Here is a 14919-nt window from a genome sequence, read left to right as displayed (position 1 = left end):
GTCACCCACAGCAGTTACCACTATAAAAACAAGAGGTTAACGCGATGGTTAGCTCCATGACTGCGACGCTTGCGCGCCGCCCGGTCTGCACGTCTGCACCCTTTGGTTTCACGTTGGCCGCAGTGTTGGTGCTTTGCAGCCAGGCTGCACACGCCTTTCAGGTGGATACCGGCAATCCGGATTTCAGCCTGCGATGGGATAACACCGTCAAGTACAGCGCCGCATGGCGCACCCAGAATCCCAGTAGCAAACTGACCGAGGGGCAGGTCTCGCTCAACCAGGACGATGGCGATCGGGCGTTCAAAAAAGGCCTGATTTCCAATCGCACGGACATCCTCTCCGAACTGGACATGTCGTTCAAAAACGTCGGCGCACGCCTCAGTGGCGCCGCTTGGTACGACACCGCCTACCAGCACGACAACGATAACGACGACCCTGCGCGAGCCAACGCCCGTTCGGTGGCCTACGACGAATTCACCGACGACACCCGCCACCTGCACGGCGGTGACGGCGAACTGCTCGATGCGTTTGTTTACTGGAACGGCGAGCTGGGCGATCACGCCACGTCCATACGTGCCGGTCGCCACGGCTTGATCTGGGGCGAGAGCCTGTTCTTCGGCGCCAACGGCATTGCCGGTGGCATGGCGCCGGTTGACGTGGTGAAAGCGCAGTCGGTACCCAACACCCAGTTCAAGGAAATCACCCGGCCGGTCAGTCAACTGTCGGGTACTTTCCAACTGACCAATGACGTGTCGCTCGGCGCCTTCTACCAGCTGGAATGGGAAGAGACGCGCCTGCCGGGTGCCGGTAGTTATTTCTCCACCAGTGACACTATTGGTGAAGGCAACGAACGCTTGATCGTGGGGGCGCCATTTCCTGCGTTCCTCGGTGGCAATCCCGGCAGCCCGGCGGCGTTCTTCCATGGCAATGACAAGGAAGCCAGAAGTTCAGGGCAGGGCGGTCTGCAGTTGAAATACAGCGCAGAAACGGTCGAGTACGGCCTGTACGCGATCCAGTACCACGACAAAACCCCCAAGCTTTACCTCAAGCCTTCCACCGGTGCGCCGAACTTCGGTACCGGCCAGATCGGCGAATACTACTGGGTGTACCCGGAGGACATTCGCGCGTTTGGCGCCAGTTTTTCCACCACGGTCGACGAATACAGCTTCGCCGGTGAAGCCTCGATGCGCTGGAACATGCCGCTGGTTTCCAACGGTCAAACCGTCCTGCCCGGCGTAGTCGCTGATAACGATGACGATGCCCTCTACGCCGTCGGCCGTACCGCCCACGTCAACCTCAACGTCCTGGCCTCGTTCGGGCCGAACTTCATCGCCAGGGAGTCGGGGCTGGTTGGTGAGATCGCCTGGAACCGACTGCTGAGTGTCACCAAAAACCGGGCCGCCCTGGACCCCAATGCCACCGACGACGGACTCGGGTTCAAGGTGGTTTACACCCCGACCTACCGCCAGTTTTTTTCCGGCATCGATATCAGCATCCCGATCGGCCTCAGCTACTTCCCGCTGGGCAAATCGGCGGTGGTCAGTTCCTTTGGCCCGGACAACGGCGGCGACATGAACATCGGTATCACCGCGACCTATCTGGATCGCGTCACCGCTGGCCTGACCTACACACATTACTACGGCGCCGAGGACACCAACCTCAACGCCGCAAGCCAGTTCAATTACAAGCAATCGCTGAAAGATCGGGATTACCTGGCTTTCTCCGTCAAGACCACGTTTTAAGAGGACTTGCGCATGACCCACAACAAGAAAACCGGAGCGTTCAAGCTCAAAACGCTTTGCTTCGCACTGCTCGGTAGCCTGGCCATTTGCAGTCAGATGGCGGGGGCTGCGACAGCGGAAGACGCGGCCAAACTGTCGAAAAACCTCACGCCTTTCGGGGCCGAGCGCGCCGGCAATGCCGACGGCTCGATTCCTGTCTGGGACGGTGGTTACACCAAGGTCGATCCTTCGTTCAAGGAAGGCGGCAAGCGGTCCGATCCGTTCGCCGCAGACAAGCCGCTGTTCAGCATTACCTCGAAAAACCTGGCGCAATACGCTGGCAAACTCAGCGATGGCACCAAGGAAATGTTCAAACGTTTCCCGGACACTTATCGCATCGACGTTTACCCGACACGGCGCACCGCCGCTGCGCCGCAATGGGTGTATGACAACACGTTGAAAAACGCCACCCGCGCCAAACTGGTAGACAGCAGCGCCGGTCCGGTACCTGAAGGCGCCTTTGGCGGCATCCCGTTTCCGATCCCGAAAAACGGCGCCGAAGCCATATGGAACCACGTGTTGAATTGGCGCGGTACCTCGGTGTCGATGCATTTTCGGCACTACCTGATGACGGCCGACGGCAAGCAGGTCATGACCACCGATGGCCAGGCCATTCAGGAGATGCCGTACTACTACCAGGAAGGGACGCCGGAGTCGTTTGCCGGTGACTACTGGCTGTTCCGGCTGCTCAACGTCGGTCCGCCATTGCGCGCCGGCGAACAGATTATGGGCCGCACCAACATCAACGGTGACCTGTCCCAGGCGCACGTTTACCTGACTGGCCAGCGTCGCGTGCGCAAGCTGCCGAATGCCTGCTGCGACACGCCGACCCCGGCGACCGCCGGGGTGATGTCGTTCGACGAGTTGAGCGTATTCCAGGGCCGCATAGACCGCTTCAACTGGAAACTGGTGGGCAAGCAGGAGATGTACATCCCCTACAACACCAACAAAGTGCAAACCGCAGCCAAACCTGAAGACCTGTTCCTCGCTCACCACATGAACCCGGATTACGTGCGCTGGGAATTGCACCGGGTCTGGGTTGTGGAAGCGGACCTGGCACCGGGCAAGCGTCACCAGTTGCCGAAGGGCCGCTATTACCTCGATGAGGACACCTGGCAAGCCATGCTCGGCGACCGTTGGGACGCCAATGGTCAACTGGCCAAGACCCTGTGGTCGTTGCCGGCGGTACTCCCGGATCTGCCTGCGCAAGCGCAATTGTCTTCGGGGTTTTACGACCTGACCTCCGGCGCCTGGTTTATCCAGAACGTCTACACCGGTCAGCCCGAGCAGTACGGCATGGTGGATCGCTACAAGGCCTCAGAGTTTTCGCCGGCGGCGATGGCGGGTGCCGGAGTTCGTTGAGACAGACCGGATCGCGGTTTGCGAACCGTGATCCGGTTTCAAAAGGTTTGTCGAGGTCGGTAATGAACAGAATCTGTCAGGTGGTTGGTCGGCTGATGTGGCTTATGGCGTTGCCGTTGAGCCTGGCGCATGCCGCTGCGGTGGGCGACGTGCTCGACACCCCGGCGATGCAGGCGCCGCAAGCGAAATCCGCGGTGCTTCTGGACCTTGCACGGGCGGGGGCGCGGCTGGTGGCGGTGGGTGAGCGGGGCATTGTGTTGCTGTCCGATGACAACGGCGTCAGCTGGCGTCAAGCCGCGGTGCCGGTTTCGGTCAGCCTTACGGCCGTGCAGTTCGTCGACGCCCAGACGGGTTGGGCCGTCGGGCATGCGGGTGTGGTGCTGGCCTCCCATGACGGGGGAGAACATTGGGTTGTGCAACTGGATGGCCTGCGTGCTGCACAACTCGAATTGGCAGATGCTCGCCAGCAACTGCCTTCGGCCAACGACCAGGATACCGCCGCCGCGCGCGTGCAAACGGCTGAACGACTGACTGGTGAGGGGGCTGACAAGCCATTTCTCGCCGTGCAATTCGTTGATGCCCAGCACGGCCTGATCGTGGGGGCGTACGGCCTGGCCTTTCGCACCGACGATGGCGGCACCACCTGGCAATCCATCATGGGGCAGATCGATAACCCAATGGGCGCGCATCTGTCGGCGATCACTCAACAGGGGCAACACTGGTTTCTCGCCGGCGAGCAGGGCTACCTCGCTCGCTCGGACGATGCCGGAAAATCGTTCACACCGCTGGAAAGCCCCTATGCGGGCAGCTTTTTCACCGTGCAAATGCGCGACGACGGTGAGTTGCTGGTGGCCGGGTTAAAGGGCAATGCGTTTGTCTCCAGTGACTTGGGCCAGAGCTTCCAGCCTGCGCCGGTCACGATGCCGGTGTCTTTCAGCGATGCCATCCGTACCGACGACGGCCAGTTGTTGCTGGTCAATCAGAGCGGAGCCTTGTTTCGCACCCACAACCAGCCGGGCGCAACGCTCATGCCCTATGGCAAACCGCTCGGCAAGCCCGTCTCCAGTGTCATCCAGGCCGCCGATGGCAGCCTGACGCTGGCGGGTTTCACTGGATTGACGCGCGTATCGCCGTCAATCGCCACCGCTTCGGAGTGAGGTTATGAAGTCTTTCGACAACGCCACGGCAAGCCTGGCGAATTTCGATCCACGCTCCGGTTCAGTGGTGGAACGCACACTGTTCAACCACCGCTTGTGGGTCCTGATGGTATGTGTGCTGACGACCCTGGTATTGGGTTATCAGGCCACCCGTATCGAGCTCAATGCCAGCTTCGAAAAAATGATCCCGACACAGCAACCCTACATTGCGAACTACCTTGAGCATCAGAAGCAGCTCACGGGTCTAGGCAACGCGCTGCGCATCGTGGTAGCTAACAAGCATGGCGACATCTATGACGCCGAGTACCTAAAAACCCTGCAAACCCTGAGCGACAAACTCTACCTGCTGCCGGGTGTCGACCGGGCTTACATGAAGTCGCTTTGGACGCCCGCCACCCGTTGGGTTGCGGTGACCGAAGATGGCCTGGATGGCGGTCCGGTGATCCCGGACGACTACAGCGGTACCGCAGCCAACCTCGACGCACTGCGGCGCAATGTGCAGCGCTCCAATGAACTCGGTCAATTGGTGGCCCTCGACCAGACTTCCAGCATCATCTACGTTCCATTGTTGGCCAACACCACCGACGGTAAGCCGCTGGATTACGCGGTCTTGTCCGAACAACTGGAGACCCTGCGCAGCACTTACCAAAGCGCCAACATCGAGATTCACATCACCGGTTTCGCGAAAAAAGTCGGCGACCTGATTGCCGGCCTGAAGCAGATCCTGCTGTTCTTCGCCGTCGCGATCCTGATCACCACTGCGGTGCTGTTCTGGTATACCCGCTGCCTGCGCAGTACGGTGCTGGTGGTGCTGTGCTCGCTGGTGGCGGTGGTCTGGCAGCTCGGTCTGCTGCCATTGCTGAACTATCAGTTGGACCCGTACTCCGTGCTGGTGCCGTTTCTGGTGTTTGCCATCGGCATGAGCCACGGCGCGCAAAAAATGAACGGCATCATGCAGGACATCGGGCGTGGCATGCACCGGGTGGTGGCTGCGCGATTCACCTTCCGGCGCCTGTTCCTCGCCGGGCTGACAGCGCTGCTGTGTGACGCTGTAGGTTTTGCGGTACTGATGCTGATCAAGATCCAGGTCATTCAGGACCTCGCAGTGATCGCCAGCATTGGCGTGGCCGTGCTGATTTTCACCAACCTGATTTTGCTGCCGGTGTTGCTCTCTTATGTTGGCGTGACGCCGCGTGCCGCACAACTGAGCCTCAAGAGCGAACAGGCCGAGCAAAGCGGGCTGACGCGCCATGCCTTCTGGCGTTTTCTGGATCTGTTCACTCATCGGCGCTGGGCCAGCCTGTGCGTCGCCATCAGCCTTGCATTGGCAGCCGTTGGCTTTCTGGTCAGCCAGCAACTGAAAATCGGTGACCTCGACGCCGGTGCCCCAGAGCTGCGTGCGGACTCGCGCTACAACCAGGACGATGCCTTTCTGACCCGTCATTATGGCGCCAGCAGCGACCTGTTCGCGGTGATGGTAAAAACCCCTGCCAGCAACTGTGCGCGCTACGACATTCTGGCCAAGGTCGATGCCCTGGACTGGCAGCTGCGCGCCTTGCCGGGCGTTGACTCGACCAACTCGCTGGCGTTGCTGAACCGGCGCATGCTGGTCGGGCTCAGTGAAGGCAACCCGAAGTGGTACGAGCTGCAGAACAACCAAGCGATGCTCAACATGATCACCGCCAGCGCGCCGCGGGGGTTGTACAACGAAGATTGCAGCCTGTTGACCCTGTACGCCTACCTTACCGACCACAAGGCCGAGACGCTGACCCGCCTGGTCGAGCATGTGGAAAAGTTTGCCGCCGAGAACAACACCGACGAGGTGAAGTTCCTGCTGGCGGCGGGTAACGCCGGCATCGAAGCGGCGACCAATATTGTGGTCAAACAAGCCAATCGCGAAATGCTCGTCTGGGTCTACGGCGCAGTGATTGTGCTGTGCCTGATCACCTTCCGCTCCTGGCGCGCGACGGTTTGCGCGGTGATTCCGCTGATGCTCACCTCCATCCTCTGCGAAGCCTTGATGGTCTGGCTGAACATCGGCGTGAAAGTCGCCACGCTGCCGGTCATCGCCTTGGGCGTCGGCATCGGGGTCGACTACGCGTTGTACGTGATGAGCATTCTCCTGGGTCATCTGCGCCAAGGGGCGAGCCTGTCCGAAGCCTATTACCGCGCACTGGTTTCCACCGGCAAGGTAGTGATGCTGACGGGGATCACGTTGGCCATCGGTGTGGCGACGTGGACGTTTTCGTCCATCAAGTTTCAGGCCGACATGGGCGTGCTGCTAGCTTTCATGTTTGTCTGGAACATGGTCGGTGCATTGGTGTTGCTGCCGGCGCTGGCGTACTTCCTGTTACCGGCACGCAAGGCACACGACACCGTTGTGCCGATGGCGGTGACCCACATGGCGGGTTCTGAGCCTGCGGTGGTTGCGGACGTTCATCACCTGAGCTTCAAGGAGCACTGCCATGGTCGCTGATACCTTCGTCAAACCCGTCCGGCAGGCCGGATTGGCGCAGTCGTTGTTGCTGCTGCTGGGCAGCTGTCTGCCGGTGTTGGGCGCGGTGTTGCTGGCCCCGGTGTTGCCGCGGATGCAGGCGCATTTTGCCGGCGTCGACGGCAGCGCCGTGCTGGTCCCCGTCGTACTGACGCTGCCAGCGTTAGTGATTGCCTTGCTGGCGCCCTTCGCCGGACTGATCGCCGACCGCCTTGGGCGCAAGCCCTTGTTGCTGGCGAGCATGTTCCTGTATGTCCTTTGCGGCGTGCTGCCGCTCTGGCTCGACTCGCTGCAGGCCATCGTGCTCAGCCGGGCGGGCATCGGATTGGCCGAGGCTGGCATCATGACCTGCTGCACCACGCTGATGGGCGACTACTACAGCGGCGCCAGGCGCGAGCGTCTGTTTGCCTTGCAGATGGTTGCCACGTCGTTGTCGGCTGCGGTGTTTATCGCGCTGGGCGGCTTCCTTGGGCAGAACGACTGGCGTACGCCGTTTGCGTTGTACGCCGTGGGGTTGATTTTCCTGCCGCTGATGGCCTGGAAGTTGTGGGAACCACAGGCCCGCCCGCAGCCCGAGCAACCCATACAGCCGTTGCCAACCGGGAAGTTTCCGTGGCGTGCGCTTGCGCCTATGTATGTGCTGTCACTGCTGGCAGGTTTGAGCCTGTTTATTGTGCCTGTGCAGGCCGGTTATCTGCTCAATCTGCTGCAAGTGGATGCCCCGCAACAAATTGGTATGACCATGGGCGCCAACCAACTGGGCGTGCTGGTCGGTGCGCTGAGTTTTCGTTTGTTCAGCGGGATGCGTGGGCACCACATGCTGCTGATCGCCTATGTGCTGGCGGGTATCGGCGGGTTGCTGATGGCTGACGCCTTGACCCATGTACAGGTCGTGGTCGCTGTGACCATCAACGGCTTGGGCATTGGCTTGATGTTGCCGACGCTGATCACCTGGATCATGGCGCGAGTCAATTTCCATCAACGCGGGCGGGCGGCGGGGTGTTTTACCGCGGCCATCTTCGCCGGCGAATTTATCAGCCCCCTGGTGGTTCTCGGCGTGACCCATGGTGACGCCATGGTGCTGCCCCGTGCGTTGGCCATTGTGGGTGGGCTGCAACTGCTGGTGGCGCTGTCTTGTTTGGCCGTACCCCGGCTCGGCGGTCTGTCGCACCACGCGAATGTTGTGGCCGGTGGCACGACCATCGCCGACGAAAACTGAACGAGGATTATCCATGCAAGTGCTTCCTGAATTCAAACGAGTGGTCACCGGTCACGATCAGCAGGGCCAGGCCATCGTCGCCAGCAACGGGCCGACGCCTAACGTGTTCCCGCTTTCGGCCGTGCCGGGCACCGTGTTTTACGAACTGTGGAACAGCAACACCAGCCCGGCTTTGCTCGACAACGCCAGTGACCCCAGCAGCAAGCCCTTGCAACTCAGTCCCGGGCCACAGGGCAGCGTCATCCGCGTGGTGGATATTCCACCGGACAGCATGCAGAACCAGGTCAGCGCCGAAGAGGCCGCTGCGGTGTTCGCCGAAATAGGCGAGTCCCATGCAGGCACCGGCCAACGCGACTCCAAACATAAATTGATGCACCGCACCGAGACCCTCGATTACGGCATCGTCACCGAAGGTGAAGTGTGGCTGGTGCTGGATGAGGAAGAGGTGCATCTCAAACGCGGCGATGTGGTGGTTCAACGCGGCACCAATCACGCTTGGAGCAACCGCACCGAAGCAATGGTGCGCATGGTCTTCATCCTGCTCGACGGGCGATTCGCCGCTGAGTTGAGCAACGACAAGGGAGCGTCGGCATGAAACTCGCCACCCTGGAAAACGGCAGCCGCGACGGTCAGCTCGTCGTGGTCTCGCGGGATCTTGCCTGGGCGCTGGATGCCCGTTCCGTGGCGCTCACCTTGCAAGAAGCCATCGAGCACTGGAGTCGCACCGAACCGCGCTTGCAGGCGCTGTCGACTCGGCTGAATGCGGGCGAGGCGACAGACGCTTTTGCCTTCGACCCCGCCCAGGCGATGGCGCCATTGCCCCGCGCTTATCAATGGTGCGATGGCTCGGCTTTTCTCAGCCACGGTGCGCTGATGCAGAAAGCGTTCAACCTTGATCCCATCGACGGCGTCGAACACACGCCGCTGATGTACCAGGGGGCGGGCGATGATTTCATCGGCGCGCGCGACGATATCGCGCTGCCGAGCGAGAGCCAGGGCATCGACTTTGAAGGCGAGTTTGTGGTGCTTGTGGATGATGTGCCCATGGGCTGCGCCGCCGAGGTGGCGCAGCAACACATCAAGCTGATCTTGCAAATCAACGACGTCAGTTTGCGCGCCCTGGCCCCTCGGGAAATGCGCACAGGCTTTGGATTCTTGCAGGCCAAGCCGTCGTCCAGCTTCGCGCCGCTGGCCATCACCCCGGACGAACTGGGCGATGCCTGGCGCGACGGTCGTGTGCATTTGCCTTTGCAGGTGCACTGGAATGGCCAATGGTTTGGTCATCCCCATGGCGGGCAGATGAACTTCAGTTTCGGCCAGTTGATCGCCCATGCCGCGCTCACACGCAGGCTGCGTGCGGGCACGCTGATCGGTTCGGGTACGGTCTCCAATGCCGAAAGAAGCGCGGGATCGGCGTGTATTGCCGAACGCCGCGCCATCGAGATGATCGAGTTGGGTGCCGCGCAAACCGGCTTTATGCGCTTTGGCGACCGCGTGCACATGGATGTCATCGGCAGCGATGGCCAGTCGCTGTTCGGCGCAATCGATCAATGCATCGTTCAGGCTCAAGGCTGAGGAGCGGCATATGCGTGTGTTGATTACCGGTGCCAATGGTTTTGTCGGACGGGAGCTGGTGCGTTGCCTGCTGGCGCTGGGCAGCTTGCGCGGGCAGGCCATTGGCTCGTTGCTGGTGCTGGATAAAGACTTGCAGGGCTTGCCGGAGGACGCCCGTCTTCGCCGTCATTTCGGCAGCGTGACCGACCAGGCCTTGATGCGTCGGGTCTTGGCCGACGGCATTGATGTGGTGTTCCATCTGGTCAGTGTTCCCGGTGGCGCAGCAGAAGAGCAGTACGAACTCGGCTACCAGGTCAACCTGCTGGCCAGCCTGGAGTTGCTCAACCAGCTGCGCAACAAAAGCCAGCCGCCTGTTCTGGTGTACGCCAGCAGCGTCGCGGTTTACGGGGGTGTTCTACCCGCACGCATGAACGAGACTGCCGAGCTGCGTCCCGAATTGTCCTATGGCACCCACAAAGCCATGGTGGAAAGCGCCATCAGCGATCTTGCCCGGCGCGCAGACGTGGACGGTCGTGCGTTGCGTTTGCCAGGCATCGTCGCCCGACCTCGCGAACCCAATGGGTTGCGTTCTGCATTCATGAGCGACCTGATGCGGGCTTTTGCCGAGGGTGAGTCCTATCAATGCCCGGTCTCTGCAGAGGCGACCGCATGGTGGATGTCCGCCCGTTGTTGCGTGAACAACCTGATCCACGCCGCAGAACTCGATGGCGACTTGCTCGGGGCGCAACGGGTGTGGCAGGTGCCGGTGTTGCACTTATCGATTGCCCAGGTGATCGATGCATTGGCCGAGCGCTATGGGCAGGAGCGCCGCGCATTGATCACCCATGCGCCGGACACCCGGTTGGAAGCGTTGTTCGGACGCATGCCGCCCTTGAAAACACCCCAGGCGCGGGCCGCTGGATTCAACCACGACCGCAACGCGGCCACGCTGGTTCGCAACGCCCTCAACCCTTCGAATCCCAGACATTTGCCGCTGACCGGAGACACCTTTCATGTCGCAGCCAACTAAGCCAAAACGTCGTCTCGTGGACCTCTCGGTCACCCTCGACAATAACCCCTACACCGATCCGCCACCGTTGCTGCCGAAGATCGATTACATGGATCACCAGCAAGGCTGGCCGGAAATGGCCGCGATGTTTCCGGGCCTGCAACTTGAGCAGATGCCGGGCAACGAATCCTGGGCTGCGGAGCGACTGCACATCACCACCCACAGCGGCACGCACATGGATGCGCCTTGGCATTACGCTTCGACCACCGATGGCGGGCAGCCGGCTTTTGGCATCGATGAGCTGCCGCTGGATTGGTGCCTGCAACCGGGCGTGAAGCTGGATTTTCGGCACATGGCCGATGGTCATGTGGTGACCGCCGACGAGATCGAAGCTGAACTGGCGCGAATTGGCCACGCGTTACAGCCGCTGAACATCGTGCTGATCAACACCCGCGCCGGCGCGCTGTTCGGCCAGCCGGGATATCTCGATGCCGGCGTCGGCATCGGTCGTGAAGCCACGTTGTATCTATTGGAACGTGGGGTGCGGGTCGTTGGCACCGATGCCTGGAGTTGGGATGCGCCGTTCAAATACACCCGTGAGCGCTTTGCAGCCGACGGCGACGCCTCGATCATTTGGGAAGGGCACAAGGCAGGACGCGATATCGGTTATGGGCAAATGGAAAAACTCGCCAACCTGGAATCCCTGCCGTCCAGTGGCTTCGAAGTGTCGTGTTTTCCTTACAAGATCAAACATGCGTCGGCCGGGTTTGTGCGGGCGGTGGCGATATTCGAAGAGTAGGGCGCCTGCGGGAAAAGCAGAAACAGTCCTTGAACCAAAACAATAAGAGATAAAAGCATGCCTCTTTTGCGTCTGCCTCAAACATTCCTGGCGGCCGTGCTGGCGCTGGGTAGTAACCTGGTCCTGGCGGCCAGCGCTGATTCGGCGCAGCCCAATATTTTGCTGATCATGGCCGATGACCTGGGGTATTCCGACCTGGGCAGTTATGGCGGCGACATCACCACCCCAACCCTGGATCAACTGGCCCGGGACGGCTTGCAGTTCACCAACATGTATGCGGCGCCGACCTGTTCGATCACGCGCTCGATGCTGATGTCCGGCACCGACAACCACCTCGCCGGGCTCGGCACCATGGCTGAAGCATTGCAACCGTTTCAACGTGGCAAGCCGGGTTACGAGGGGTATCTGAACCAGCGCTCGTACTCGATTGCAGAGCTGCTGAAAAAAGGCGGCTACAGCACGCTGATGGTCGGTAAATGGCACCTGGGCCTGGAGGCGGATCAAGGGCCGGATCAGCGGGGATTCGAGCAGTCCTTCACCTTGCTGGAGGGCGGTGCATCGCACTTTAAACCTTCCAGTGTCGAGCCGAGCAAGCTTGAGCAAGTGCACTACCGCGAAAACGGTAAGGCAGTGGCGTTACCGGACAACTTTTACTCCACGGATTTCTACACCGACAAGCTGATCAGCTACCTGCAAAACAGCAAAAAGGACGGCAAGCCGTTTTTTGCCTATGCCGCTTACACCTCGCCGCACTGGCCGCTGCAAGCCCCCAGGGAATACCTCGACAAGTACCAGGGACGTTTTGATCAAGGCTATGACAGCGTGCGCCTGGCCCGGATCGAGCGCATGAAAAATCTCGGCATCATGGCCAGTGATGCCCAGCCTGCGCAGCCACTACCGGTGAATCCCAAGCTACCGGGCTGGCAACAGTTGAGCCCTGAGCAGCAGCGTGTTGAAGCGCGCAAGATGGAAATCTACGCCGCCATGGTCGACAACCTCGACCATAACATCGGCCGATTGATCGATTACCTGCGTCAGAGCGGGCAATACGACAATACCTTGATCGTGTTCATGTCGGACAACGGCGCGGCGGGCGAGAACCATGCACAGTTCTATCCACCGGGCACGCACACTGACAACAGCTTGGGCAATCTCGGCCGGCCGGGTTCTCAGATCGACTATGGATTGCGTTGGGCTGAGGTCAGCGCCGCTCCATTCCATTTGTTCAAAGGCACCACCGCAGAGGGAGGCATCAGCGTGCCGGCGATAATCCAACTGCCCAAGACACTACGTCGTCAAGGGGTGGAGCGCGGTGTTGCGCGGGTTGATGACCTGGCACCGACCTTCTTGGAACTGGCGGGTATCGCACTGCCAAACCAAGCGCTAACGGCCACGGGTAAACACCCGATCACCGGTAAATCAATGCTGCCAATGCTTGCCGGTAATGGACGCCCGCACAGCGATGACAGCCTGGCTGGAGAGCTGTTCGGCAACGCTTATTATCGAGAGGGCAATATCAAGTTGTTGGGCCTTCGACCCCAGGCAGGCTTTGGCGAAAACGCGCAACCATTGCAATGGCAATTGTTTGATTTGGCGAAGGATCGTGGCGAAACCACAGACCTGGCTGCCAACCAACCAGAGACGGTGCAACGGCTGAAGGAAGCATGGTTGAAGTATGCAAATAAGGTGGGTGTTGTTTTTGCCGGGCAGTCGTCTCAGTAATACTGCGCTACGGAAAAGTAATGCTTTGAGCGATCAGTGTTGAAGACTGCTCTCGATATGGATAGAACAGATAACTGCCTGTCGCGAAGGGCAGCTACCGACCGATTCTGTTGAAAAAGTCGGCCATGGTTTGCGCATCAGAAAAGTACGCGCCCGAGATTGAAATCTTTACTTTTGGCAGAGGCTTCCGGACTCGGATTTTACGTACCCGCGTGCAAAAAAAAGGCGTTTTCACCAGCCAATGAGCAGGCAGTTTGGGCGGACCGACTTCCTCAGGGCGTGAAGCTGATGCTCGCCTTAGCCTGCGTTCAGATTGAACAAACCGGCCCTTGTGCCAGCCCAAATCGGGGCATTGGTCATTATTTTATTCAAAAACCGACACGCGGATGTCGGTGACAAGTAAGTTGTCGTTTATAGACATCTCTCGCGTATATGCTACAAAAATGCACAGCGTTGATGAACGCAGGCACAAACTCAAGCGTTTCCTTATGGCTCCCGCCCTGCAAACCTTCAGCATAGAGACATTGGATGATGTCGTTTTTGGATCCGCTCAAACTTATGTAATTGGGTATGAGCTTTGCTTGTTGAATAGGAACAAACCCACCAACTTTTGGGTGGGATAATAAAAAGAGCCTTTGCCTGAGGCCAATCACCCGCTTTGTGCGAGGAGATACCGCGATGACGACGTTCAACACCGGGGCCCAACCCCAGAACCGTGCGCCTCAATCCATCGGCTTTCTGCTGCTGGACAATTTCACGCTGATTTCTCTGGCCTCCGCAGTGGAACCCCTGCGCATGGCCAACCAGTTGTCCGGTCGCGAGCTGTATCGCTGGACCACCCTCACCGTCGACGGCGGCCAGGTCTGGGCCAGTGACGGCCTGCAGATCACCCCCGATGCCTCCATGCACAAAGCCCCGCCAATGGACATGATCATCGTTTGCGGTGGCGTCGGCATCCAGCGCACCGTTACCCGTGAACACGTATCCTGGCTGCAAAGCCAGGCCCGCAAGGCCTGCCGCCTCGGTGCGGTCTGCACCGGCAGCTGGGCCCTGGCCTGCGCCGGACTGCTCGATGGTTTCGATTGCAGCGTGCACTGGGAGTGCCTGGCGGCGATGCAGGAAGCTTTCCCGCGGATAGTAATGAGTACCCGTTTGTTCACCCTCGATCGTAACCGCTTCACCAGCTCCGGAGGCACCGCGCCGCTGGACATGATGCTGCACCTGATCAGCCGTGATCACGGGCGTGAGCTGTCGGCGGCCATTTCGGAAATGTTTGTCTACGAGCGCATCCGCAACGAACAGGATCACCAGCGCGTGCCGCTCAAGCACATGCTCGGCACCAATCAACCGAAGTTGCAGGAAATCGTCGCGCTGATGGAGGCCAACCTCGAAGAGCCGATCGACCTGGACGAACTGGCGGTGTATGTCGATGTATCCCGTCGCCAACTGGAGCGGCTGTTCCAGAAGTACCTGCACTGCTCGCCGTCGCGTTACTACCTGAAACTGCGTCTGGTCCGTGCGCGACAGTTGCTCAAGCAAACGCCGATGTCGATCATCGAAGTGGCTTCGATCTGTGGTTTCGTGTCCACGCCGCACTTCTCCAAGTGCTACCGCGAATACTTCGGCATTCCGCCGCGTGACGAGCGCGTCGGTTCCAATACCGCGCAGCAGGTGGCGATGATGCCGCTGCCGCAAGCATTGGTGCTCTCGCCGTTGGCCGGTTCGATGTCAGCTTTGAGCCAGGCACGTAACGAGTCAACTTTTGCCAGCGTTCGTCTATAAATCTTCACCCCTATCCTGCGAAGGCGTGACGTTCGCAGGA

At 60.0% G+C, this 14919-nt stretch carries 11 protein-coding genes; all 11 read left to right on the top strand.

Annotation, left to right across the window (positions count from 1 at the left end):
• Positions 1-44: 44 nt before the first annotated feature.
• The 11 genes from AABM52_RS17500 to AABM52_RS17450 all read left to right on the top strand — a co-directional run bounded on the left by AABM52_RS17500 (position 45) and on the right by AABM52_RS17450 (position 14879).
• Positions 45-1742 (top strand): DUF1302 domain-containing protein, encoded by a 1698-nt coding sequence (locus AABM52_RS17500; RefSeq protein WP_347907170.1) that lies wholly within the window; start codon positions 45-47, stop codon positions 1740-1742.
• Between the two features lie 12 nt (positions 1743-1754).
• Complete coding sequence (locus AABM52_RS17495; protein ID WP_347907169.1) at positions 1755-3143, top strand: DUF1329 domain-containing protein; 1389 nt, start codon at positions 1755-1757, stop codon at positions 3141-3143.
• A 62-nt stretch (positions 3144-3205) separates the two neighbouring features.
• Entirely contained in the window at positions 3206-4300 is a 1095-nt protein-coding gene (locus tag AABM52_RS17490) for a YCF48-related protein (protein WP_347907168.1), read from the top strand.
• Positions 4301-4304: 4 nt separating this feature from the next.
• Complete coding sequence (locus AABM52_RS17485) at positions 4305-6776, top strand: MMPL family transporter (RefSeq protein WP_347907166.1); 2472 nt, start codon at positions 4305-4307, stop codon at positions 6774-6776.
• Positions 6766-8013 (top strand): MFS transporter, encoded by a 1248-nt coding sequence (locus AABM52_RS17480; protein ID WP_347907165.1) that lies wholly within the window; start codon positions 6766-6768, stop codon positions 8011-8013. Before AABM52_RS17485 ends, AABM52_RS17480 begins: the two co-directional genes overlap by 11 nt.
• Positions 8014-8026: 13 nt before the next feature.
• Positions 8027-8608, top strand: a complete 582-nt coding sequence (locus AABM52_RS17475) for a cupin domain-containing protein (RefSeq protein ID WP_347907164.1) — start codon at positions 8027-8029, stop codon at positions 8606-8608.
• Complete coding sequence (locus AABM52_RS17470) at positions 8605-9588, top strand: fumarylacetoacetate hydrolase family protein (protein WP_347907163.1); 984 nt, start codon at positions 8605-8607, stop codon at positions 9586-9588. Before AABM52_RS17475 ends, AABM52_RS17470 begins: the two co-directional genes overlap by 4 nt.
• A 10-nt stretch (positions 9589-9598) precedes the next feature.
• Positions 9599-10597 (top strand): NAD-dependent epimerase/dehydratase family protein, encoded by a 999-nt coding sequence (locus AABM52_RS17465; protein ID WP_347907162.1) that lies wholly within the window; start codon positions 9599-9601, stop codon positions 10595-10597.
• Positions 10581-11375, top strand: a complete 795-nt coding sequence (locus tag AABM52_RS17460; protein ID WP_347907161.1) for a cyclase family protein — start codon at positions 10581-10583, stop codon at positions 11373-11375. Before AABM52_RS17465 ends, AABM52_RS17460 begins: the two co-directional genes overlap by 17 nt.
• 57 nt (positions 11376-11432) lie before the next feature.
• Complete coding sequence (locus tag AABM52_RS17455) at positions 11433-13097, top strand: arylsulfatase (protein ID WP_347907160.1); 1665 nt, start codon at positions 11433-11435, stop codon at positions 13095-13097.
• A gap of 678 nt (positions 13098-13775) precedes the next feature.
• Positions 13776-14879: a GlxA family transcriptional regulator gene (locus AABM52_RS17450; protein ID WP_347907159.1), complete on the top strand. Its 1104-nt coding sequence runs from the start codon at positions 13776-13778 to the stop codon at positions 14877-14879.
• Positions 14880-14919 lie beyond the last annotated feature (40 nt).

This window comes from Pseudomonas grandcourensis (genome assembly GCF_039909015.1).
GTDB classification, from domain to species: Bacteria; Pseudomonadota; Gammaproteobacteria; order Pseudomonadales; family Pseudomonadaceae; genus Aquipseudomonas; species Aquipseudomonas grandcourensis.
The sequence above is the reverse complement of the archived record's forward strand: the minus strand, read 5'-3'. Positions and strand labels throughout refer to the sequence as shown.